This window comes from Actinoplanes sp. DH11 (genome assembly GCF_020873875.1).
Lineage (GTDB): Bacteria > Actinomycetota > Actinomycetes > Mycobacteriales > Micromonosporaceae > Actinoplanes.
Genome location: NZ_JAHWGU010000040.1, coordinates 1 through 24,588, shown reverse-complemented (window position 1 = coordinate 24,588; position 24,588 = coordinate 1). Strand labels below are relative to the sequence as shown.

Below are 24,588 nucleotides of genomic sequence, written 5' to 3'. Positions count from 1 at the left end.
GTGCCGCGCTCACCACAGCCACCACACCTCGGTGGGCGACGGCAGGAACGGCGGCGACCACTGTTGCCAGACGTAGAGGGGCTGGATCAGGTAGAGGACGGCGACCAGGACGAGCACCCAGGCCCGGACGGCGCTGTCGACCCGCCCGCCCGGTCCGGCCTCGGTGCCCAGGGCCCGGTTCACCAGGCGGCGGCCGATCCAAAGTGCCAGGATCAGGGCACCGACCACCGCGTACGGGAAGGCGTCGCCGATCTGGCGGTTGAGGCCGCCCAGGGTGTCGTACACGCCGCTGCGCACGACGATCGGGAACCGGACGAGGGCCCGGTACTCGGCCTGCTCGGCCTGGACGATCACTGCCACCGCGAGCGCGAACAGCCAGCAGAACCAGCGGGCCCGGCGCACCGCGGAGCGCGGTTCGGCCGGCCGGATCAGCAGGCAGCCGAGCACGACCAGGATCGGCGCCGCGACCATGGTCTGGATGGCGGTGACGTAGTTCAGGTAGTCCGCGGTCCGGGTCTGGTCGAGGGCGTACTCCTCGAACCGGTTGGCGGCGGCCGCGGCGAACGTCAGCAGGTAGGCGAGCAGCACCGCGTACATCAGGTTCCCGAAGTCGCGCCACGCGTTGCGCAGCACCGTGCGCCCGCGTGCCGGCGCCGTGCCGGCCTGGGCCGCGCGCTCGTTGCGCCGTTCCTGCTTGACGGCCGCCTGCCGGGCCTGCTCGGCGGCCGTCTCGGCGGTGGCGACCGGGATCAGCGCGACCGCCACGGCCGCGGCGGCCAGCGGGCGCAGACCGGCACCCGACGCGGCCTCGGCGCGCAACGCCGCCCACCACGGGCGCCGGTTCGGCGCTTTCTGCTTGCGCAGGTCGGCGGGGACGCGGGTGCGGTGGTCCGGGTCCACGAGCAGGCGTACGGCCATCGCCCGCGCCACCGGCAACGCCGCGTCCACCTCGGCCTGCCGGGGCGGTGCGGGCCAGCCGGTCGGCGTGTCACCGGCCGCGAGGCGTACGGCCAGGTCGTTGATCCGCTCCCGCACGTCGGCGCGGACCTGGTCGAAGTGGTCGGCGGCCTCGGCGAGCACCGTGCACCCGGGCTGGTCGCCGGCGCACTGCGGGTGGATCCGGCAGCGGTGCCGGGCCAGCGCCCGCAGCAGTCCCACGTCGACGTTCTCGATCAGCCCGGTCGCGGTCGGATCGCCCGCGGCGGCCTGCTGGGCCAGCGCGGCGAGACCTGTCGCGTCGGCGCGGCGCTGCTCGTACACCGGTGGCATCTCCGGCGCCACCCAGGAGATGAACCGGGTGAGCCGGGCAGCCGCCTCGACCGGGCCGCTGACCTTCGTCTTCATCAGGTTCTCCGGCAGGGTGACGGCCGGGAAGTTGTCCCGCAACCAGTCGGAGAGGTCGAGCTGGCGCTCCCGGACGGAGAAGAAGGCGATGCCCGTCGACCAGTTCTCGGCGAACGCGGCACCCACCTGCTCGGGGCTGCGGCAGAGCCGGCCGGCCACCTCGAACGGGGCCACCTGCGCCGGTGCCGGCTCGGGCTCGGCGATCGGGGCGTCGTGCACGGCCGGCCGTTCACCGGCCAGCCAGGCGCGCACCTCGGCGGCGCCCCAGCGCTCCTCCGGGGCCCGGGTCAGCAGGCCCTGGCAGAGCAGCCGCCACTGCGGGTCGGTGATGCCGTCCAGGTCGACGCCGTACTTGGCGATGTGCTCGAAGACGGCACGCTCGTTGGCGGCCCGGCCACCGACGCCGCTGTTCGGGTTGCGGCCGGTCAGCAGTTCGACGACGACCACGCCGAGCGACCACCAGTCCTGTTCCGGTTCCTGGCTCTTCTGCCACCAGGTCTCCGGCGCCTGGTAGGCGGGCGTGCCGGCCCGGCCGGTGGTACGCCGGGTGGCCCGCAGCTCGGCGACCAGGCCGAAGTCGCAGAGCACCAGGTCGAGTGGGGTCCGGTCGCGCAGCAGGATGTTCTCCGGCTTGATGTCCCGGTGCGCCATGCCGACCGCGGCGCCGTGCCGGAGGTCGCCGTGCAAATAGGCGAGTGCGGCGGTGACCTGCTCGACGACGACCCGCACCACCTCCGGCGGCAGGGCGCCACCGGCGTCCCGGGCGAGGGCGGCGAGCGAGCCACCGGGGGCGTACTCGAGGACCTCCCAGCTCATCGCGGCGCCGTAGGCCCGGACCTCCTCACCCCAGTCGACGACCCGGACCACGTGCCGCGGGTCGGCGCTGCGCAGCGCGTCGAGCAGGCTGGTGGCGGGGCGCACCGCGGTCGGGTAGACCTTCGCGACGCGCTCCTCGCCGGTCTGCCGGTCGCTGACCAGCATCACCAGGTGCGCCTCGCCGCCGGTCGCGAGGTCGCGCACCGGGCGGTACCGGCTGAACACCGCCTGGGGCAGCCCACCGGCGTCCTCGGCGCGCACCCCGTCCGCCGGGCCCGCGCCGCCGGCGCTCTCCCTCGTGGTCGCCGGCGCGGCCGCGGCCTCCCTGGTGGTGGCGTCTGCCCGCGGCCGGCTCTCGCGCGTGGTGGCGTCCGCCCGCGGCCGGGACTCCCGGGTCGTGGCGTCCCCGCGGGACTCCCTGGTCGTGGCGTCCGCGCGCGGCTCCCTGGTCGTGGCGTCCGCGCGGGACTCCCGCGTCGTCGCGTCCGCCGGCCGCGGGATGTCCCGGGTCGTCGCGTCGGCGCCCGCGCCGGAGTCCTCCCGGCGGGTCGAGTGGTCGCTCATGCCGTCACCTCCGTTACGTTCCGGCACTGACATGAGCTCGCGAGCTCCCTCATGCGCCCTCCACGGCGAGCTGTTCCTGGATGGCCTGGTCCTGCAGGGACCGCAGGCGCTCGACGGCCCGCAGGTACCGCTCGCGGACCGGCGCGTGTTCCGGTGCGGTGAGACCGACGAGGTCGCGTTCGAGGGCCGCCGACAGCAGCACGGCCCGGCCGCCCTCCAGCGCCTCGACCGCCTCGGTGAGCCGGCCCCGGCGGGTCAGCGCGTAGGCCGCGCGGGCCGGCATCCCGTGCGAGGCCCGGGCCAGCACCAGTTCGCTCATGGCCCGGGTGAGCTGGGCGCGGACGAGCCGGTTGAGGACGTCGACGGCGATCAGGTACGCCTCGCCGGCATCCGCCATCCGCTCACGCCCCCAGGAGAAGTCGGCCCACTGGACCGCGGCGTCGTACGCCCAGATCAGGCTCTTGCCGGAGATCTCGGCGACCGCCCGGCGCGACTCGGCGGCCGCGGCCAGCTGGTCCTCCGTCTCGCCGGTGGCCTCGGCCCGCATGTGCAGCCCGACCGCCAGCCGGCAGCCGGCCAGGGCGTGCGGCAGGGTGCCCGGGGTGTACCGGTCGCGGATCATCCGGAACAGCTCGACCCCCTCGTCGACCGCGGCCAGGTCGACGTCCCGGAAACCCTTGGCGATCAGCGCCTCGGCCAGCGAGCTGCGGGTAGCCCGGCGCAGCTGCGGTGCCATCGCCTGCCCGGAGATCGCCCGGCGCAGCAGCGTGACGACCTCGTCGAGCACGTGCTGGTCGGGGCCGTCCGGGCGGTAGCCGTCGAGTTTGCAGTTGGCGAGCACGACCCGCGCCTCGTCCTGGCTGCCGGCGCCGAGCCCGAGCACCTGGTTCGCCAGCATCTCGGCCTGTGCGCGGTCGGCGGGCGCGGACGGGTCGCCGGAGATTCCCTTGGTCCGGGACCGTATCTGGTAGAGCATGGCGAGGCTGGCCAGCTGGGACGGACGGTCGGACTCGAACCGGCCGGGCGCATCCATCTCGGCCTCGAAGTCCTGGATGGCGTCGTCGAGGGAGCGCAGGTCGCCGCTCGAACCGTACCGCCCGCCGGCCTGCACGCCCCGGGCGGCGGAGGCCAGCGCGTCGTTGGTGCCGGGGAACGGCAGCGCGTCGCCCAGTTCGAAGCCGGCGGCCAGCCGGGCCGCCTCCTCGGCCGAGTTGCCCTCGAAGGATTTCAGCGAGTGGGTCCGCATCAGCATGTCGCCGACCGGGGCGATGTCCGGGGAGATCCGGCGGGCCTGCTCGATCAGCCGGTGGATCCGCTCGTCGTCGCCGGTGTCGGCGTGGTCGCCACCGGCCCGGCTGACCAGCAGCGCGGCCAGCGCCGACCGGGCGATCGAGGCGGCCGCGGCATACGCCTCGGTGAGCCGGGGGTCGCGCCGGGCCGCTGCGGACGCCCGGTCGATCACCGGCAGGGCGCGCTCGATGCGGTCCACGGCCTCGGCGAGGTCCTCGGCGCGGCGGTACCGCTGGTACTGCGGTGTCAGCACCGCCGCGGTCATGGTGTCCAGCACGGCGTGCTCCGGATTGTCCGGGCGCAGGCTCCGCTGCTCGCGGCGCAGATTACCGAGAGCGACCTCGACGTCCTCGGGACGACCACGCGTGGCGAGCAGGCCGGCGAGACGCAGCGTGACGACGCGCCGCTCGGGACGGCCCCGCGGCACCAGCTTCAGCGCCCCGGCGGCGGCCTCGATCGACAGGTCCAGGTCGTCGGCGGTGCGCCGGCAGAGGAAGCGGCTCTGGAGTGCCTCACAGAGCGCCATCAGCGCGGCGACCTGGTTCGCGGCGGACCGGCGGCCGGCCGCCGACAATCGATCTTGAGCGACCTGGACCGCCGTATCCACCTGTTCGCAGGGAATGGATCCGACCAATAGATTCATGCAGTCATCCGAACGGCGGACTTGTCGCAGCCCAAAGCGCTAATAGGAGCATAATGAGGTGCTCCAGGGCCCCGACAGCCTTGCAGTCCGACTTTCGGTCCGTCAATGGGAAACGCCGGGAAACTCGGCGGCACAAAGTTGATGTTGAAGCGGTGTCCGCCGATATGCCGACTGTCGCCGTGCGCCCCGGCGTGCAATTGTCAGCCGGTGGGGAAATCGGGTTGGCGGGCCCCGGGTACGGCAGTGGTCCGGGTCGACGTGTTATTGATCAAGGCCACTGCCTGCCTGCGCGCCGTGCAGCTGGGCGTCTGGCTGCCCGTGCCCCTCACCGGCGGCCTCGCCGTCTACCACCGGCCGGCCCTGGTGCTGGCCGGTTACCTCGGCGCCGTGGCCTGGACGGTCCTGCTCTTCACCGGCCTGCTGCGCGACGCCGTCACCCGCTCCGGCCCCGGGCCGGACGGCCGGCAGACGGCCGGCCCGGGCGCCGGTGAACCGGTGCCGGGCGGCACGGGCGGGGTCGCCCGGCGCTGGATCCTCGCCGACGTGACGATCGCCGCCGCCGGCCTGGTCCTCGTCCCGGCCGCCTGCTCGGCGGCCTGCGAGCCGAGCTGGCCGCACTGGGTGCTGCCACCGGCCATGGGCGTCGCCATCACCGCGGCCGCGCTCACCGGGCGCCCGGTCGCGGCCGCCGCCACCGCGCTGCTGCTGGCCGGTCAGGTGGCCGGCGCGCTCGCCGGGCCGGGCGGGCCCGACCGGCTCGCCGCGGTGGCACACAACGCCGTCTCACTCGTCGCCTTCGCGGCCCTGGCCGGCCTGGTCGCCGGGCACCTGCGGCAGAACGCCCGGGAGCTGGACGCGGCCGGCGAGGCGGCCCGGCAGGCGAGCGCCCGGGAGGCGGCCGCGCAGGCCCGCTTCGACGAGCGGACCCAGCACTACGACCGGCTGCACCACACCGTCCTGTCCACCCTGCACAAGATCGCCCGGGGCCGGCTCGACCACCGCACCGACGAGGTCCGCGCGCTGGCCCAGCGCGACGCCGACTACCTGCGTGGCCTGGTCACCGCCGGTTCCCGGCCGGGCGCCGGCCTGGCCACCGCGCTGGCCGGGGTGGTGCGCGACAAGCAGGCGCTGGGCCTGCACGTCCACTCCCAGTTCCATGACCTGCGCGAACAGCTGCCGGAGGAGGTGGAGTCGATGCTGACCAACGCGGTGCGGGAGGCGCTGACAAACGTCGACAAGCACGCCGGCACCGATGAGGCCTGGCTGACCGCGGTCGGTGACGACGGCGGTGTGACGGTCCGGGTGGTGGACCGCGGGCGCGGCTTCCAGCCGGCCGAGGTGGCGCCCGGGCGCGGGCTGATCCGGGAGCTGCGGCACTGCGTCGTCGAGGTCGGCGGCCGGGTGAACGTCGACTCCGCGCCCGCACAGGGAACCGTCGTGGAGGTGTCATGGCAACGGTGATCGAGATCGGTGCGATCGACAACGACCAGATGCTGCTGGAGGGGATGGCCGCCTGGATCGCCCGGTCCCGCGAGATCGCGCTGACCGCGATGGCCGTGTCGGTCGAGGAGTACCTGGCGATGCCGCGCCGGCCGGAGATCGTCATCCTGGACCTGAACCTGGAGAACTTCACCGACCCGGCGGAGAACGTGCGGCGGCTCGTCGCCGCCGGCCACGTGGTCGTCATCGTGTCGGTGATCCCGGATCCGGTCTGGATCGCCGCCACCACCGAGGCGGGCGCCCGGGCCTACGTGCCGAAGGCGAACAACCTCAGCACCCTCGCCGACGTGATCCGCCAGGTGGCCGCCGGCGACACACCACTCACCACGGAACACGCGTTCTGGCTCGGGCGCGACGCCCGGCCCGGCCGGCCCGAGCTGTCCGTCCGCGAGCGGGAGGTCCTGGTCAGGTACGGCAGCGGGATGACTCTCGAGGCGGTCGGCCGGGTCCTGGGCATCGCGCCCGGGACGGTGCGGACGTACCTCGATCGGATCAAGGAGAAGTACGCGCGGGCCGGTCGGCCGATCACTCACCGGGTCCAGTACGGGGAGCGGGCGAAGGAGGACGGTTTCGGCCGTACCCGCCTTCCTCCGTCGACGTGAATACGATCATGCAAAATCGTTATCCGAATGGACGACCCCTTACGAAGTCCGCACCATTGCACGATCGGTTTAGCCTTTTCATCGCGAGCCGGTGCACCGGCAAAGCGTTTTCGTCATCTTGATATCCCGGTCACCGCCGGCCCCACTTTTTGACCCCCGGTCCGGGTCGACAGCGGCCGAATCGCGCCGTCTGCCCTGGATGACGCACAACCGAAAACGGGAGGGACGCGTGTCCTTGCAGAGCGCAGATCCGGCACGGGAAATCCGTGCGCGGGTCGATCGGTTGCTCCCCGACATCATGGCGCTCCTCACTGACAGTGCCCATCGACGGGAGATCGAGGACGCCGCCGCCCGGGTGCGGGACGCCGGCACGAGCCGGCTCGCGGTGGCGGTGCTCGCCGAGTCAGGTGGCGACCATCGGGTGGTCAGCCATCACCTCTGGACGCCGCTGCTCGGCGAGGGCGCGGCCGGGCTCACCCCGGAACGGACCACCATCGGGTACGTCACCGCGGTGCGCCTGCGCCCGGTCGCGGACGACCGCGCCACCGTCCGCCGGGTCACCGTCGCGTTCCTGAGCCGTGCGCAGATCCTGAGCTGCCGGACCCGGTTGCTCGCCCAGCTCGGCGACCTCCCGGCCGGCACGGCGGCCGACGTGGACTGGCCGGTCGTGCTGGAGCAGGCGCGGGCGGCGTGGCCGGCGGCGGACGGTTACCGCCAGGCCGCCGTCACCGAACTTGTCGCGCTCTACCGGGCGCAGGTCTTCGCCGAACGGTTCCTGGGCCGTGACGGCCTCCCGGCCCGGCTCGAGGCCGTGCATCAGGCGACCATGCCGGTGCGGTGGGGCGACCGCTCCGGCGTGCGGCCGCCGTTCCCGGATCCGGGCGGTGCCGGGCCGTACGAGGCCGATCAGGAACTCGGCCAGGGCGTGCTGCACCGGGTCTTCCCGGCCGTGCGCCGGATCGTGGTGGACGTGGACGTGCCGGCGCGGCACTGGCCGCTCGGCGAGGACGGACTGGACCTGGTCGACCTGCCGGTGCTGGATCCGCAGCTGCGCACCGGGCGGGCGGACTGGCTGATCGAGACCGAGCTGGCCACGGCCGGTGCGGTGATCACCATCGACGGTTCGCAGCGCGAGGCGGAGAAGCTGCTCGCCCAGCTGCGCACGCCGGCGCCCGCGGTGACCCTGCGGGGGCCGGACAACTACCTCGTGCTGCGGGACGGCAGCGCCCTGGCCGAGCTGCGCGCCGACATCGGCGACCGCGGCCGGGTGGCCTGCGAGGCGGCGCGGGACCGGCAGACCGGCACGGCGTACGGCGAGTTCCGCCGTGCCGTGCGCCGGGTCGCCGCGGCCCTGGACGAGACGCCGCTCGCCGCACCGCCACCGCCGTCGCCCACCGAGATGCGGGTGCGTGGCCTGCTCGGCCGGATCGGCGCGGAACTCTCCGCGATGACCGACGACGTGGAACGGGGCATCGCCGGGCCGGCTGCCGAGCTGGCCGGGGGCATCACGCCGTACGCCGCCCTGCGCCAGTGGGTCACCGCCCAGGTGTACGCCTGGCCGCAGTGGCAGGTCCTGTTCTCCGCGCTGCGCAACCACGTCCTGACCCCCGGCGCCCGGTACACCGACGAGCTGCCCGGCACCCCCGAGGTGTTCGAGAGGCGGCTGCGCGCGGTTGCCCAGGGACTGCCGGCGGCCTGCACCTCGGTCGTCGACGCGACCGTGGAGAGCTGGCTGCGCCGCTGGTCGGCCCGGCTCGGCCCGCTCAAGTCCGAGTTCTTCGAGGTGGTGGTGCCGTTGCGGGACGGCACCGACGAGACGGTCAGCCGGCTGCGCCGGGGTGTGCAGTTGAGCTGGGTCGCCGACGTCCGTCCGGCGCTGCCGGCGGCACCCGCGGCGGCCGAGGTGCGGGCCGCCTTCCCGCTCGACCCCGGCCGGGACCTGCCGTGGCACCACGGGTCGGACGGCGCGGGCGGGCACGGCAGGCACCTGGTGACGATCCTGCGGATCCGGCGCGAGCTGGTGGTGGCCGCGCAGCGGCTGGCCGAGGAGCAGCTCGCCGGCGCGCTCACCGCCCGCGTCGAGGCGGTGCGCCGGGAGCTGCGCATGCAGCAGCAGAGCCAGCAGCGGGCGGACACCCACATCCGGGCGCTGCTCGGCGCGGGACCGCCCGGCACCGGGGTGCCGCCGCAGACCGCGGCCCGCCGGATCGAAGACCTGCTGGACCGGGCCGACAGCCCGGACCGCCCCGATTCCCCCGACCGGACCGGCTCCCTGGACCGTGCCGACGTCCGGGGCCGTGCCGACGCCGAGGACCCGCGATGACCGACGACTTCACGATCCCCGACCCGGACCGCCGGATCCAGCCGGCCCGGCGCCGGGTGCGCGACCGCCGGCACGGTGGCCTGGCCGCGGTGGACTTCGGTACCACCAACTCGACGGTCACCCTCTACGACCCGAACCTGCCGCCGCCGGTGGTGCCGATGCCCGCCGACCAGCGGGCCGCCCTCAGCCGGGCGGTGGTGCGCCTGCTGCGCCGGGAGGTGCGGGCCGACGAACTCCGGGACCTGAGCTTCGACCAGTGCCGGGCCGAGTGGGACACCGTGCGCACCCGGATCGGCGCCGACCTGGCCGGCGGGGACGGTCGCGGCCTGGCCGACACGGTCGAGGCCGAGGAGGCGGCACACCACCCGCTGCTCCACGACGTGCTGCTGGCCCTGGAGGCGGCACAGGCCGGCGGCACCGCCCCCTTCGCCGGCTGGCTCGCCGACCGGCTGCACCACTGCTACGACGAGGCGTTCGGCACCCCGGCGCTGGAGCACTACTCGCTCTTCCCGGTCCGGCTGGACAACGCCACCGACCAGAACGAGGTGCCGAGCCGGTTGGACGTCACCGCGGTCGACCCGGACCTGCGGGTCCGCCTCGGCCGCCCGCTCGGCGACGGCAGCACCCTGGCCACCCTGCGCGGGCTCAAGCACTACCTGGACAAGCCCGACTTCCGGCTGCCGCTGCGCGACGAGCGGCGTTCGGTGGAGCTGGAGCCGCTGCTCGGCGGGGCGTTCGGGTTCCTGCTGGACCGGTCCGACGAGTTCACCCACGCGCACCCGGACCGGCTCGAGGACGCCCCGATCGACCACGTGGTCGTGACCTACCCGACGATGGCACCGCCCGCGGTCCGCCGCCGCCTGGAGAACGTGATCACCGGGCTGCTCGGTGTCGGCGAGGTCGACCTGCGCTACGACGAGGCGATCGCGGCCGCGCTGTTCTTCCTGATGCGTGACCTCGGCGCCAACCACACCACCGGGGTCGAGGCGCTGCGGGCCCGGTTCCGCGCGGTGCCCGGCGACGAACGGCACCGGATCGAGAACACCCTGGTGGTGGACGTGGGCGGCGGCACCACCGACATCGCCCTGATCACCACGCACCTGCACGACGAGACACCGCCGATGCCGGACGCGCCGCCGGGCAGCACCGGCCGGCATTACCGGCTGGTGCCGCAGCTGCGCGGCACCAGCGGCCGCAGCCGACGCGGCGGCGACTTCCTGACCCTGCAGGTGTTCCGCCTGATCAAGGCGATGATCGCCGACCAGCTGCTGACGCTGCCGCACCCGGGCGACGACGCCACGGACGAGGCGGAGGCCTGGGCGGACTGGCAGCGCCGGACGGCCGCCGAGCTCGACCCGGCGTACCGGACCGAGGACGGCCGGTACCGCCCCGGCAGCCTGATCGCCCAGACCCGGCAGGCGTTGCAACGGGACACCTCGATCCCGGAGCCGGCTGCCGCGCTCCGGGTCCGGGACAACGTGGAGCTGGTCGTCGGTACCCGTACCGCGGGCCGGCCCGCCGACGCCGCGACCGCCGCCCGCGAGAAGGCCTTCTACCAGCTGTGGGACCTGGCCGAGACGGCGAAGATCGCGGTCGAGGAGGAGCGGCCGGTCCGGCTGCCCGCCGACGTGGTGGAGGACGTGGCCCGGGCGGTGGTGCCGGCGGATGCCGACGTGCCACCCGGGTTCGGCGGCGGCCTGGACCCGCTGACCCACGCCGACTTCGTCGCGGTCGGCGAACCGATGCTCGTGGAGATCAGCCGGCTGGCCGCGGCGCTGGCCCGGACCCGGCTCACCGGCGCGGAGCGGCTGGACCGGGTGCTGCTCACCGGCAAGGCCAGCCAGCTCGGCCTGGCGGCGCGGGTGGTGGCCCGTGAACTGGCCGGCGGGCAGGGCGCGGACAGCAGGCCGGTGCAGGTGGTGGTGGAACGGACGTACGCCAAGAACGCCGCCTCGATGGGCGCGGCCTGGGCCGCCTCGATGAGCGCGCTGGGGACTGCCGAACCGGACGAGGAGCTGCTGCGCCAGGGCGCCACCGAGGTGTCGATCGAGGTGGACAACCTGCTGCTCGACCTGCCGTGCACGCTCAGCATGCGCGGGCTGAGCGACCGGAACCGGGAACTGCTCACCGCGGGCACCCCGTTCCAGGAGCAGCCGGGTGGGCGGCTGCGGGCGTTCGCGACGATCGGCCGGCTGCCGGACCGCCTGGTGATCGTCCGGGAGGTGGACGGCGGTCAGCCGCTGCCGTGGGGAGTGTTCCGCTGGTCCGACCTGGACGTGCGGCTCGCCGAGGACGCGCCGGGGGTCCGCCTGGACCGCAAGATCTGGCCCCGGCAGATCCGCTGCGGCATCGAGGCCGACGGCAGTCTCGACGTGCACCTGCTGCTGTGGCAGGGCGATCGGCCGGCGTACCGCGTCGATCGGTCGGTGCCGGCGGTGCGCGTACCCCGGGAAGTGGACCTTCCGCTCCTCGACCTCGCTCGCCTCGCCGACCGGATCCTGGTGGCCGGCGCGGCCGCGCCACGCCCGGCGCTGCGCGGTGACCGGCCGCCGACCTCGGAGCGCCTCGCCGACGCCGACGGCTCGCTGCGTGACGGGCTGCTCGGGCACACTCCCCTGCCGCCGCCGGACGCCGACGGGCGGTGGGCCTTCCTGTTCCACGACGAGCAGGGCCGGCAGCACCTGCTGGGCCGGTTGTCGGCGGAGCCCGGTCCGCCGGTGCCGCACGTGGTCAGCGTGGACGACGAGGGCGCCATCCGGGTGCACGCGGGTGACCCGCCGCTGTGGATCACCGATTCGCCGGTCGACGTGGAGCACCGGGCCGGCGCGGTGTACCGGCATCCGCTCGGCACGCCCAAGGCCGAGTCCGACGACCACGACAACCCCTTCGACGGGACGCACTGATGACGCTCACCGACCGGCCCCGATCCTTGGACGACCTGCTGCGCGGCGAGGTGCTCACCGACGACCCGCTCGGTGCGGTGGTGGTGCGGCGGCTGACCGACCTGCTGCTCGCCGTCGAGGAACTCACCTATACGACGAGCATCGCGGCCTGCGCCGGTGGCGGACCGCGGCCCGACCAGGAGGCGATGATGCGACGCGGCGAGGCACTGAGGCACCGGCTGCGGACGTTCTTCCAGCGCGACGAGAACTCCGGCCCGGCGCCGGCACACGACCCGGCGACCGCCACTGTCACGCCCGCCGCGACCCAGCCGCCCGCAACCCGGCCGGTCACAACCCAGCCGCCCACAACCCAGCCGGCCGGAACCCAGCCGGCCGCGACCCAGCCGGTCGTGGCGCAGGCATCCGTGGCGCAGGCGGGAGCGGACCGGCCGGCGCCGATGGAGCGAACCCGGCCGGGGATGCGGGCCGGCGGGGAGGAACGCGGCCGGGTCGACGCCGGTGTCGCCGAGGTGCTCACCGAATTCGCCACCAGCCCGCTGGTGCAGCGGTTCCTGGGCGCCGACCCGCTGCCCGGGCGCACTGCCGCCGAGCGGTGGCGGGCGTTCCATTTCGGCCTGCTGCGACTGCACCGGGACCCGGCCGACGAGTGGCGCCGGAAGCTCGGCCGGTGTCTGCCGCCCGAGTGGAACCGACCGCAGGCAGGCTGGGGCGCCCTGGCCGCCGAGGTCGACCCGCCACTGGTCCTGATCCCCGCCTATCACGACCTGCCGGGTGTGGTCGCGCACCGCGAAGCCATGGCCGAGGAGATGGTGATCAAGGCGTTCTCCGACCGGGTGCTCAGCCACCGGCAGATCCCCGCCATCGCCTCGCAGATGCTGTGGCTGGCCGGCGAGGACCGGAGCGCTTTCTACGCCCGCAAATCGGAACTGGTGCCGGCCCGGACCGCCTACAGCGAGCTGGAGGCGACCTTGCGCGACAAGCTGATCGCCTACCGCAACGCGGAGAAGGCCACCGACGGCGCCAGCCTGGTGGTCCGCGCGGCCCAGCTTGCCGAGGTGCTGCGCTCGGTGGTGCACCGGCCGCTGCCCTCGCCGGAGAGCTGGTGGGCCGACTCCCGCGCCGCCGCCATGCAGTTCGTCCGGGAGACGGCCAGCCGCTACGCGCCCCAGCTGAAGGTCCGGGATCTGGGTGTGCGCTCGCTCTACAAGGATTTGCTGGCCAGCGGTGAGGCGGAGCTGGAGAACGACATCCGGCTCAAGGTCGACGACGACGCCGACGTCGGCAAGATCTTCGACTGTCTGCGGCCGAGTCTGCTCGCCGACAACAGCGTGTTCCGATCCGGCCGCGTGATCTACGGCGGCGAGCTGGACGGCTCGCTGCGGGGACGGCGATGACACGCCCGGGCGCGGTGGGACGGCCGGCGGCGTACCTCGTGGTTCTGCTTCTCGCCCTGCTCATGGCCCCGCCCTCGCCGACGGCGGCGGACCCGCCCCAGGCCTCCCTCGCCGAGGTGCTCGACGCGTTGCGCACCGATGAGCTGGCCGCCGACTACGTGGTGCTGCTGGACGTGTCGTCGTCGATGCAGCCGGCCGGTGGCCCGGACCTCTACACCCGGGCCCAGCGCGCGTTGCGGCCGCTGCTGGACGCGCTGTCGCCGGTCGACCGCCTGCACCTGGTCGCCTTCGCGGACCGCCCGGACCCGACCTTCACCGGCCGGATCGGCGGCACCGGGGCGGGCGTGCTGAGCCGGCTGCCGGACCGGGCCGAGGGCGGCCGCACCGACATCGGCGCGGCCATCGAATCGGCCCTGGACACCGTCGACCGCCCCGATCTGACCGACCCGGCCACCGTCGTGCTGCTCACCGACGGTGTGCAGGACCCGCCGCCGGGTTCGCGGTACGACGGGAACATCGACGCCGCGATCACCAGGCTGCGGGAACGCGCCACCGGGATCGAGCGCCGCCGGCCGGTCCGCGCCCTCGGCATCCCGCTCACCGGGCAGACCGATGTGCGGCTGCTCGACCGGGTCTTCGACGACACCGTGCTGATGGATCTGCCGCCCGACCAGGTCGGGACCTATCTGAGCGGGGTGGGCAGCCGGGTCGCGATGGCGAAGGCCGCGGCCCTGGTGGCCCGCGACCGGCCCGCCGTCACGCTGACGACGAACCCGGGACCGATCACCGTCCGCGACGAACCCGTCACGATCACCGCGACGGTGCGCAACGAGGCCTCCCGGGTGCCGCTCACGGTGACCCCGGCGGCCACGGTCGAGGGCGCCGCGATACCGGTGCGAGTGCTCACCGGCGAGACCACCGTGGCACCGGGCGCGGAACAGACGATCCAGCTGCGGGTCGACCCGCCGGGCGCCACCGGCCGGTGGATCGGCGGCGAGCGCTCCACCGCAGGAACGCTGCGGATCGAGGCGGCGATCACCTCGCCGTGGCGCGACGTGATCGTCCAGGACCTGGGGCTCGCCCTCACCCCCGAGCCGGCGCGCGCGGCGGTCCCGGTGCGGGCCACCGCGACAGGCATCGCGATCTGGCTGGTGACCGTGCTCGGACTGCTGCTCGTCGCGCTTGTCGCGCTGCTGCTGTGGCTGCCCACCCGGCGCTGGCGGCCGATGGGCGGCGGGCAGCTCACCGTCACCGAACCGGGGGCGCCGGTGCCGTACCGGCAGATGCTCTCCGGCCGCAAGGTCCGCTTCCCGGCGCCGCACGGCAGTGGCGCCGCCACCCAGGGCAGCGGCACGGTCCGCGCGTTCCGGCAGCGCAAACGCGTGGGCGCCGGCCGGGAACTGGTGCTGCGCATCGATTACCGCCGCGCCGGCCGGCGGCACCGGGTGATCTGCCCGCCGCGGCAGACGAGACCGCTCACCGACGGAACCACCTTCACCTACCAACCCTGACCCTTCATCCGCATACCCCGACCTCGGAGGTTCCTCTCGTGCTTCCCGCACTGGTGATCGGGCTCGGCGGCACCGGGAGCGCCGCCGCCGCCCACCTGAAGGCCCGGCTCACGACCGAGCAGCGCTGGCAGGACCTGATGCACGACCCGGCTGCGCCGGCGCGCACCGACGGCCGGCCCTACGACTGGCCGATCCTGCTGCGCGCCCTCGACGTGGACCGGCGCAACCGGCCCCGGGTGGACGGCGTGTCCCTGGACGCGAACGTCGAGGACCTCTACCTCAACGGCTCGATCGGCGGCATGATCGACAAGATCCGGCAGGGCCGGGAGACGGCCGAGGCGTTCTACCCGACAGTGGTGCCGTGGTTCAGCCCGGAGGACGCCCGCCGGATCCGCGACGACGAGGCGCTCTCCTTCCTGGTCGAGGGCGCCGGCCAGATCCGGTCGTTCGGGCGGCTGTCGTTCTTCGCCGACGTGCTCGGCTCCACCCCGGTGACCAAACGCCTGGAGGACGCGCTCGACCAGCTCACCCGGGTGCACGCGGACACCACGCCGAACATCTACGTGATCAGTTCGACGGCCGGCGGCACCGGCGCCGGCATCCTGCTCGACGTGCTCGCCGCGTTGCAGCGGATCCGGCAGGCACACGGCGGCGACTTCTCGGTCACCCTGTTCTGTGTGCTCTCCGGCGCGTTCCGGCGCCGCCTCGACGGGCCGCAGCGCCAGCGCAGCGAGGCCAACGGGTACGCGCTGCTGCGCGAACTGGACCGGCTGATGAACGTCGGCCGGGAGCACCCCGCCGAGTTCCGCTGGTCGCCGCGGGACGTGCACGAGATGACCGCCGCACCGGTGCAGTACACCTACTTCCTCGACGGTCGGCGTTCCCGGTCGGCGGCCCGTCATCTGGAGGGTTTCGGTCCGGAGACGGTCACCCCGGTCGCGATCGCCGACGCCGTCTACGCCCACCTGCTGCCGACCGTCGGCGCCGCGTTCAGCAGCTACCGGGTCAACGCCCGGCAGTACCGGCAGGGCGCCACCGACCTCTACTCGACGTTCGGCGTCTACCTGGTCGAGTACGCCTGGGAGCCGGTGATCCGGGGCCTGGTCAGCAAGGCCGCCCTGACGGTGCTGCGCGGCCTGCCGGACCGGCCCGGGTCGCTCGCCGCCGACGTCGACCAGTTCCTGCTCGGTGAGGTCGACATCCCGGACGCCGGCGGCGCGCTGCCGCCGCCGGTGCTGCCGGAACTGGACAGCGAACCGGCCCGCGACGGCCTGCTGTCGCCGACGGTGAGCTGGCTGCAGTCCCGCGACGGCCGGCTGCCGTTCCCGGAGCCACCGAACCTGATGCTGCCGTTCGAGGACATCACGTCGTTCCGCACCGACCACCGGGGACAGGTGGTCATCGAGCGGACGCAGGAGACCGTCCGGATGTTCTGGGGCGAACGCGGTGTCCCGGTCACCCTGAAGACCCGCGAGCAGTGGCACCCGGTCGCCGAGCACCACGAGCGGCACACCGCCCAGGACTGGGCGGTCGCCCTGCGCGGTGCGGTGGCGCGGATCATGTCGCGGCGGGACGGCGGGCCGCGTACCGGGCTGGCCTTCCTGGATCTGGTGGGTCAGCGGCTGGAGCTGTTCCGGGCCCGGGTGGAGAACGCGCCCCGGCAGGACGCGGCGCTGGCCAAGGCGGCCCGCGACAACGCCGAGGAGCTGGCCCGGGAGGACAAGGGCTGGCGGCGCGGCAAGCACCAGCTCAACTACCTGTCCGCCGAGTACGCGCTGCTGCTCGCCCACGTGCAGGCCGACAGCCACGCGCGCACGCTGCGGATGCTGGACCGGTTGGCGCAGGAGGTGGACGCGGTCCGTGCCGAGACCGAGCTGTGGCGGGTGACCGTGGACGACGCGGCCCGGGCCCTGGCGCAGTCCGTCGAGGACGTCCGCCGGGAACGCCGGGACGCGGAGAAGTTCCCGCTGCGTCACGTGCTGCCGCAGGTCGACGACGCGGCCGCCGAGCAGTGGCTCTACGACCGGTCGGTGACCTCGCTGGACCCGGTCGCCGAGGCGCTGGCCTGGCGGGTCGAGACCGGCACCGGACGGCCCTCGCTGGTGCTCGCCGACGCCCGGCGGGCGGCGCCGGTGGACCAGGTGGTGGGCGCCCTCGCCGACCGGGCCCGGCCGATCTTCGCGCCGCTGCGGCAGCTGTCGATCTTCGAGTTGCTGGAGCGGACCCGGCGCAGCGCCGAGGAGATCGGCAAGCAGCTGATCACCGGGGCGGAGTGGCTCGTCGATTACAACGACGAGGAGCACCGGCGCCTGCGCGACCTCTCCCCCGAGGACGACGGAGATCAACAACAGCAGGTGTACGCGTTCGCCGCCCTGCCCGCCGCCGACTCACCGGGCGCCACGCTCAGTGCCGAGCTCTGGGAGTACCTGGGCCAGCAGCGCGTCGAGCTGAACAACATCGTCCCGTCGGCGGAGTCGCCGGACCGGCCGGTCACCGACAAGATCATGCTGTTCAAGTCCCGGCACTCGCTGCGCCTCGGCGCCTTCGACGGCTTCACCGACCTGCGCCAGTCCTACGAGCAGCGCCGCGCCGCACCGCCGTCACCGCACGTCATCGCCGAGGAGAAGAACGCCGCGCTGCTGGAGGCCAAGAGCGAGGACCTGGTCGGCGAGGGCGTGCTGTCCCGGCCGCTGCCCCGGCTCACCGGCGACCACCTGCTGCTCTGCCGCGACTTCGACCTGCTCACCGCGGCCGCGGTGGCGCTGTCCAACGAACGGCTCGCCCCGATGTTCGCCCCCGGCGAGACCGAGCAGGTGCTGGGCTGGCAGACCCGCTCGCACCGCAGCCGGCCCAACCAGGAACTGGGCGACGAACCCCGGCTGGGCCGCCTGCTGAAGAATCTGACGACCGCCGGCACGAAACTGGCCGAGGTGCGCCGGGGCGCGGTGCTGGCCGCCGCCGAGGACGCGGTCCGCGACCTGGACTGGGAGTACGGGACCCGGCGCTTCTACGGCCTGCCCCCGGCGTACCGCCTGGACGACGACCTGTGGCGGCTGCTGACGGTCGCCGCCCACGTCCACATCGACAAGCAGAAGTGAGTCAGACCCGGGCCGCGGCGGTGAAGTCGGGGTGTTCGACGGGCTTGCCGAAGTAGTACCCCTGCGCCAGGTGGTAGCCGAGACCCCGCAGGTAGCCGGCCTGTTCGGCGGTCTCCACGCCCTCCGCGACGGCCCGCAGGCCGAGGCCGTTGCTGACGTGGATGAGCGCGTCCACGATGACGGCCTCGCGGCCCGGTTCGGCGATCTCGTCGACGAACGACTTGTCGACCTTGAGGACGTCGACCGGGACGGCCCGCAGCAGACCCAGGGAGGAGTGGCCGGTACCGAAGTCGTCGAGGGCGATCCGGACGCCGGTGTCGTGCAGCGTCTCGACCGCCTCGATGGCGACGCCGCCGCCGAAGATCGCGGTCTCGGTCACCTCGACGAGCAGTTCGTCCGGGCGCAGGCCGGTGCTCAGCAGGATCTGCGCGACGACGTCGGGGAAGCCGGGCTCGCTGAGCTGGCGGGCGGAGACGTTGACGCTGACGTACTCGGGTGCGGCGTCACCGAGGTCACGGCGCCACCGGGCGAACTGCCGGCAGGCGGTCCGCATGATCCATTCGCCGAGCTCGACGATCAGGCCGTTGTCCTCGGCGACCGGGATGAAGGTGGCCGGGCTGACCGGGCCCCGCACCGGATGCGTCCAGCGCACCAGGGCCTCGACCGCCACGGTCCGCCCGCTGCTCAGCTCGACGATCGGCTGGTAGACCACCGTGAAGTCGCCGTCGTCGAGACTGTGCCGCAGGTCGGCGCCGAGCCGTTCGGCGGCTTCCGCGCGTTCGTCCAGCTCGCCGGTGTACGCCACCAGCGGCACCCCGGCCGCCTTGGCGGCATAGCGGGCCGTGTCGGCGCGGCGGACCAGCTCCGACGCGGCCATCCCGGGCTCGCCGGCGGCCGTCCCGAGCCGGGCGGTCAGCAGCAGTTCGTGCTCGCCCGCCTGGACCGGGTGCCGCAGCATCTCGAGCAACCGGTTCGCGACGTGGCCATCGGGGGTGCGGACCAGCACGGCGAACTCGTCGGCGCCCATCCGAGCGGCCACGTCGCCGTCCCGGACGCAGGTGCGCAGCAGCTCACCGACGGCGGTCAGGGCCTGGTCGCCGGCCGCCCGGCCGAGCCGGTCGTTGACGTGCCGGAAGCCGGCCAGGTCGATGACGATCACCTGGCACGGCCCGGCGGTCAGCGCACGGGTGACCCGGCGTTCCAGTTCGCGGCGGTTGGGCAGGCCGGTCAGGTCGTCGTGCATGGCCAGGTGCAGCAGTTGCCGGGACTGGCTGTCGACCCGGCGCATGTAACCGGCCATCCGGGCGGCGATCAGGACGAAGAGCACCATCGAACCGGCGGCCACGACGCCCCAGCGCTGCCAGTCGCCGCGGATCAGCACGACCGCCGGCACCAGCAGCATCGAGGCGGTGAGCACGCCGAGCCGGCTGCGGCCCAGGCTGTCGGCGTCCCCGGCGACGGGCAGGGCCATCGAGGGGTGCGCGGCCGCGGCGGCGAACAGCACGTAGGCGATCAGGTAACCGGTGAACAGCAGCCGGGCCGGACCGGCCGGGACGAGGGTATAGAGGACGTTGCACACCAGCGTCAGCGCGCTCGCCGCGGTGAGCAGCCAGAGACTCGCCGAGCGCGGGCCGCGGCGCAGCAGGATCGGGATGATCACCGCGCAGAGCAGCACCCCGGCGGTCGGGTACCCGGCCACGACGGCCCGGGTCAGCGGCGGCATGGTGGGGTCGGTGACGATCGGCGCGATCAGGAACGTCCAGTAGACGATGCCGACGCCGACCGCGATGATCGCCGAATCGATGAGGGTGCCGGACCAGACCGGGCCGCGCTGCCGGGTGAGCCGGAACAGCGCCACGGTGAGCATCGGGTAGGCGCCCAGGTAGCAGGCGTCGGCCCAGGACGGGAACGGTGGCTGGAACGCGTAGATCAGGTCGCCGCACACCCAGGCGCAGGCGCCGGCCACGAAGACGTACCACCAGGGGGCGGTGACCGGGCGGTGCCGGCGCACCCCGGCCACCGTGACGGCGACCGCGGCCAGCGAGAGGCCGGTGGCGAGCACGATGACGGCCGGGCTCTCCGGCAGCACGGCGTAGAGCACGGCTCCCGCCAGCCCGCACACCAACCAGATCCGCCATGCCGCCACGGTCTGTCAATTCGGCCGAAAGTTCCCTTTGTTGAGCCCGAGGCGGTGTGGCCCGTACCGCGTCCTCGCCGTCATCGCCGTTCCGGGGCCGGCCGCAGGTCCGACTCGATCGCGGCGGCGGCGGCCAGCAGCGGCGGCAGCAGGCGTTCCAGGATGTCGCCGACGGTGGCGCGGGCGGCGTGCACGGAGACGTTCACCGCGCCGGCGGGAACGCCGTTGCGGTCCCGGACGGGCACGGCGATGGCTCGCAGCCCCTCCTCCAGTTCCTGGTCGACGATCGCGTAACCCTGCGCGCGGACCCGCGCGATCTCGGCGCGCAGCGCGTCCGGTGAGCAGAGGGTGCGGCCGGTGAGCGGCTTGAGGTCGGCGCGGCCGAGGTACGCCGTCAGGTCGGCCTCCGGGCCCGCGGCGAGCAGGACCCGGCCCATCGACGTCGCGTACGCCGGGAATCGGGTGCCGACGTTTATCGCCACCCGCATGATCCTGCTGGTCGGGACGCGGGCGACGTAGACCACGTCGTCGCCGTCGAGCACCGAGAGCGACGACGACTCGTGCACCTGCGCGACGAGACGCTCCAGGTGCGGTGCGGCGACCTCGGGCAGGGAGAGGCTGGAGAGGTACGCGAACCCGAGTTCCAGAACGCGCGGTGCCAGCGAGAACAGCCGGCCGTCGGTGCGCATGTAGCCGAGGTCGGTGAGGGTCAGCAGGAACCGCCGGGCCGCCGCACGGGTGAGCCCGCAGGCGCGCGCGACGTCGCTGAGGGTCAGTTCGCGATGTTGTGCGTCGAATGCACGGATCACCGCGAGTCCCCGCTCCAGCGACTGCACGTAGTACGGTTCCCGCGGCATCAGATGATCGAAGTCAATCGTTGACGTGACACGGGGCACATCATAGCGTTCTCGATGAGAACTCATGTTCGTCATGCGCACACTTTCGAAGGAGAAACTATGCGGCGGCGACTCCTCGCGGGAATGGTGGCGGCAGCCCTCGCCGGCACCCTCGCGGCCTGCGGCACGTCCAGCGACTCGGATTCCGGCGGCGGCGAGAGCGGCGGTGTCGACAAGGTGAAGGTCGGCGTCATCCCGATCGTCGATGTCGCCCCCATCTACCTGGGACAGAAGCAGGGCTTCTTCGCCAAGCGCAACATCGAGCTGACCATGGAGGCCGGTCAGGGCGGTGCGGCGATCGTGCCCGGCGTGGTGAGCGGCCAGTTCCAGTTCGGCTTCAGCAACATGACGTCCCTGATGATCGCGCAGACCAAGAGCGTGCCGATCAAGGTGGTGTCCAACGGGGTGGCCTCGACCGGCGTGGACGGCAAGGACTTCGGCGCCGTGGTGGTCAAGGGCGACAGCGCCATCAAGACCGCCGCCGACCTGGCCGGCAAGAAGATCTCGGTGAACACGCTGAAGAACATCGGCGACACCGTGACCCGCCAGTCGGTGCGCAAGGCCGGCGGTGACCCGTCGAAGATCGAGTTCGTCGAGATGCCGTTCCCGAACATGCCGGCGGCCCTGGACGCCGGCCAGGTCGACGCCGCGTGGGTGGTCGAGCCGTCGCTCACCACGATCAAGGCAGCCGGTGGCCGCGAGGTCGCCTCCACCTATGTGGACGCCGCCCCGAACCTCACCGTCGCCGCCTACTTCGCCTCCACCGAGCTGATCGGCAAGAACCCCGACCTGGTCAAGCGGTTCACCGAGGCGATGAACGAGTCGCTGGCCTACGCCGACTCGCACCCCGAGGATGTCCGCGGGATCCTCGCCGACTACACGAAGATCGACGAGAAGCTCCGCGCCGGCCTGGTCCTGCCGAAGTGGCCCACCGAGATCAACGAGGCCTCGGTGCAGACGCTCGCCACCCTGGGTGAGAAGGACGGCATCTTCTCCGGGACGCCGGACTTGGCGAAGCTGCTCCCATGACCCCGGTTCGCCGTGGCAACCCGGCGTGGCTCGGTCACCCCGCGATCCTGGGGGTGGCCGGCCTGGCCGGGTTGCTTCTCGTCATCCAGCTGCTGCCGACGCTGGGTCTGGTCAACGACCGGCACCTGCCGCCGACCAGCGCGATCCTCGCGGCCCTCGCCGACGAGCTGGGCACCGGGCAGTTCTGGATCTCCTTGAAGGACACTCTGGTGGCCTGGGCCTGGGGCGTGCTGATCGCGGTCGGCGCCGGCGTGCTCGCCGGCCTCGCGATCGGCTCGGTACCGGTGCTGCGCGAACTGACCGCCTCCACCGTCGAGTTCCTGCGGCCGATCCCCTCGGTCGCGCTCATCCCGCTGGCAGTGCTTCTCTACGGTACGGAGATCGGCTCCACCCTCCTGCTGGTCTGTTACGCCGCCTTCTGGCAGGTGCTCGTCCAGGTGCTCTACGGCGTGGCCGACGTGGACCCGGTCGCCGAGGAGACCGCGCGCAGCTACCGGTTCTCGGCGTGGGCGCGGGTGCGGTACGTGCTGTGGCCGACCGCGTTGCCGTACGTCTTCACCGGTGTCCGGCTCGCCGCCTCCGTGGCGCTGATCCTGGCGATCACCGCCGAGCTGGTCATCGGCTCGCCGGGGCTGGGCAAGGACATCGCGGTCGCCCAGGCCTCCGAGGCGGTGCCCACGATGTACGCGCTGATCGTCGTGACAGGCGTGCTCGGCGTGCTGATCAACCTGCTGGCCCGTTTCGGCGAGCGCCACCTGCTCGGCTGGCACCAGTCGGTCCGCGGCGAGGTGATCGCGTGATCAGACGGATCGCGTACGCGCTGGCCCTGCCGTTGCTGCTCTTCGGCGGCTGGTGGGTGCTCAGCGCCGGCAGCGAGAGCTTCTACGCTCCCCCGCTGTCGGAGATCCTGACCGCCTTCGGCAACACCTGGACTCTGTCGGCGCTGCGGTCCGACGTGCTGCCCAGCCTGCTGCGGCTGCTCTCCGGATACCTGCTCGCCGCGGTGATCGGGATCGGTCTCGGGCTCGCGATCGGCGTCAACCGGCGGCTGCGCTTCACGGTCGAGCCGGTCCTGGAGCTCTTCCGGGCCGTCCCGCCGCCCGTCCTGGTGCCGGTGATCATGCTGTTCGCCGGCATCGGCGACGGCATGAAGGTGATCGTGATCGTCTTCGGCTGTGTCTGGCCGGTCCTGCTGAACACCGTCGAGGGCGTGCGCGCGGTCGACGGCGTCGTGCTGGAGACGGCCCGTTCCTACGGCGTGACCGGGCCCGCCCGGATCACCCGGGTGATCCTGCCGTCGGCGGGACCGCAGATCGCGGCGGGGCTCCGGCAGGCGCTCTCCATCGCGATCATCCTGATGGTGATCAGCGAGATGTTCGCGGCCAGCAACGGGCTCGGCTTCACCATCGTGCAGTTCCAGCGCAGCTTCGCGATCCCCGAGATGTGGAGCGGGATCATCCTGCTCGGCCTGCTCGGTTTCGCGCTGTCGCTGCTGTTCCGGCTCGCCGAGCGGCGGGCGCTGCGGTGGTACGAGGGCCTGCGCGCGGCGCAGCGCCGGGCCGGCTAGGAGGTCGCGATGCTCGAGGTGACAGGCCTGAAGAAGGTCTACCGGTCCGGGAACCGGGAGGTGGAGGCACTCCGCGATCTCACGTTCACCGTGGACACCGGCGACCTGGTCTGCCTGGTCGGCCCGTCCGGCTGCGGCAAGACGACGCTGCTGCGCTGCATCTCCGGCCTGCTCGAACCGACCGGCGGCGACGTGCGGGTCGACGGCAAGGCGGTGTCCGGGCCGCCGCCGGGCATGGCGGTGGTCTTCCAGGAGTACGGGCGGAGCCTGTTCCCCTGGATGAGCGTGCGGGACAACGTCGAGCTGCCCCTGAAGCAGAAGAAGGTGGCCCGTCCCCGGCGCGCCGAACTGGTGGCGGAGGCGCTCGACGCGGTCGGGCTGACCGGCACCGAGTCGGCGTACCCGTGGCAGCTCTCCGGTGGCATGCAGCAGCGGGTGGCGATCGCCCGCGCGGTCGCCTACGAACCGCGGACCCTGCTGATGGACGAGCCGTTCGCCGCCGTGGACGCGCAGACCCGGGCCGACCTGGAAGACCTGGTCCGGGCGCTGTGGCAGCGGCTGAAGGTGACAGTCCTGTTCGTCACGCACGACATCGACGAGGCGGTCTACCTCGGCCGGCGCGTGGTGATGCTGTCGTCCTCCCCGACGGTCGTGCAGGACGAACTGGTCATCGACCTGCCGGCCGAGCGGGACCAGCTGCACACCCGCGCCGACCCGAGGTTCGTGGAGCTGCGGACCCACGTGTACGAGCAGATCCAGCTGGCGAAGAAGGCGGCGGCTTAGCCCGTACAGCAGCGGGGTCTGTCTCTGCCCCTGCCTGATGAAGAACGGCCCGGACGGGAAATCCTTGGGTTCTAGGAGTCGTCGCAACACCCCAGTTCAGGGGATGCGATGGACTTCGAGGTCCGGGACCGGTCGGTCAATCAGGGCCGTCGACGTCTGACCCGCGAGCGTGAGGCATATCTTGCGCT

15 protein-coding genes are annotated in these 24,588 nt (G+C 73.3%); 11 read left to right on the top strand and 4 right to left on the bottom strand.

All coding sequences use genetic code 11. The annotated features are described in order from the left end of the window. Positions 1-9: 9 nt before the first annotated feature. Complete coding sequence (locus LPA41_RS36955; RefSeq protein WP_229075939.1) at positions 10-2,724, bottom strand: protein kinase; 2,715 nt, start codon at positions 2,722-2,724, stop codon at positions 10-12. Between the two features lie 49 nt (positions 2,725-2,773). Then, entirely contained in the window at positions 2,774-4,621 is a 1,848-nt protein-coding gene (locus tag LPA41_RS36950; RefSeq protein WP_229075938.1) for a hypothetical protein, read from the bottom strand. Positions 4,622-4,864: 243 nt separating this feature from the next. Between LPA41_RS36950 and LPA41_RS36945 the strand changes: the two genes are divergently transcribed. The 7 genes from LPA41_RS36945 (at position 4,865) to LPA41_RS36915 (ending at position 17,988) form a co-directional block, all read left to right on the top strand. Further along, a complete protein-coding gene (locus LPA41_RS36945) occupies positions 4,865-6,118 on the top strand; it encodes a sensor histidine kinase (protein ID WP_229075937.1) in 1,254 nt (417 codons plus the stop codon). Beyond that, positions 6,106-6,759 (top strand): response regulator transcription factor, encoded by a 654-nt coding sequence (locus LPA41_RS36940; protein WP_229075936.1) that lies wholly within the window; start codon positions 6,106-6,108, stop codon positions 6,757-6,759. The genes LPA41_RS36945 and LPA41_RS36940 overlap by 13 nt, the downstream gene beginning before the upstream one ends. Positions 6,760-7,057: 298 nt before the next feature. Further along, a complete protein-coding gene (locus LPA41_RS36935) occupies positions 7,058-9,082 on the top strand; it encodes a hypothetical protein (RefSeq protein WP_229075935.1) in 2,025 nt (674 codons plus the stop codon). Next, positions 9,079-11,985 carry a hypothetical protein gene (locus tag LPA41_RS36930; protein WP_229075934.1) on the top strand — a complete coding sequence of 969 codons (2,907 nt, stop codon included), beginning with the start codon at positions 9,079-9,081 and terminating at the stop codon, positions 11,983-11,985. Before LPA41_RS36935 ends, LPA41_RS36930 begins: the two co-directional genes overlap by 4 nt. Beyond that, positions 11,985-13,379 carry a hypothetical protein gene (locus LPA41_RS36925; protein WP_229075933.1) on the top strand — a complete coding sequence of 465 codons (1,395 nt, stop codon included), beginning with the start codon at positions 11,985-11,987 and terminating at the stop codon, positions 13,377-13,379. The genes LPA41_RS36930 and LPA41_RS36925 overlap by 1 nt, the downstream gene beginning before the upstream one ends. Next, positions 13,376-14,890, top strand: coding sequence for a vWA domain-containing protein (locus LPA41_RS36920; protein WP_229075932.1), 1,515 nt, complete (start codon positions 13,376-13,378; stop codon positions 14,888-14,890). Before LPA41_RS36925 ends, LPA41_RS36920 begins: the two co-directional genes overlap by 4 nt. A gap of 38 nt (positions 14,891-14,928) precedes the next feature. Further along, positions 14,929-17,988 (top strand): tubulin-like doman-containing protein, encoded by a 3,060-nt coding sequence (locus LPA41_RS36915; protein WP_229075931.1) that lies wholly within the window; start codon positions 14,929-14,931, stop codon positions 17,986-17,988. Between the two features lies 1 nt (position 17,989). On the opposite strand, the gene LPA41_RS36910 is transcribed toward LPA41_RS36915, so the two are convergent. Beyond that, positions 17,990-20,134: a bifunctional diguanylate cyclase/phosphodiesterase gene (locus tag LPA41_RS36910; protein WP_229075930.1), complete on the bottom strand. Its 2,145-nt coding sequence runs from the start codon at positions 20,132-20,134 to the stop codon at positions 17,990-17,992. 71 nt (positions 20,135-20,205) lie between these two features. After that, complete coding sequence (locus LPA41_RS36905; protein ID WP_229075929.1) at positions 20,206-20,982, bottom strand: IclR family transcriptional regulator C-terminal domain-containing protein; 777 nt, start codon at positions 20,980-20,982, stop codon at positions 20,206-20,208. A gap of 99 nt (positions 20,983-21,081) precedes the next feature. On the opposite strand from LPA41_RS36905, the gene LPA41_RS36900 reads away from it, so the two are divergent. From LPA41_RS36900 to LPA41_RS36885, 4 genes are read left to right on the top strand one after another with little or no spacing between them, the layout of a single operon-like run. Continuing rightward, a complete protein-coding gene (locus LPA41_RS36900) occupies positions 21,082-22,050 on the top strand; it encodes an ABC transporter substrate-binding protein (protein ID WP_229075928.1) in 969 nt (322 codons plus the stop codon). After that, a complete protein-coding gene (locus LPA41_RS36895; protein ID WP_229075927.1) occupies positions 22,047-22,850 on the top strand; it encodes an ABC transporter permease in 804 nt (267 codons plus the stop codon). The genes LPA41_RS36900 and LPA41_RS36895 overlap by 4 nt, the downstream gene beginning before the upstream one ends. Then, entirely contained in the window at positions 22,847-23,617 is a 771-nt protein-coding gene (locus tag LPA41_RS36890; protein WP_229075926.1) for an ABC transporter permease, read from the top strand. Before LPA41_RS36895 ends, LPA41_RS36890 begins: the two co-directional genes overlap by 4 nt. Positions 23,618-23,626: 9 nt before the next feature. Next, positions 23,627-24,400, top strand: a complete 774-nt coding sequence (locus LPA41_RS36885; protein ID WP_229075925.1) for an ABC transporter ATP-binding protein — start codon at positions 23,627-23,629, stop codon at positions 24,398-24,400. The last annotated feature ends 188 nt before the right edge of the window (positions 24,401-24,588 follow it).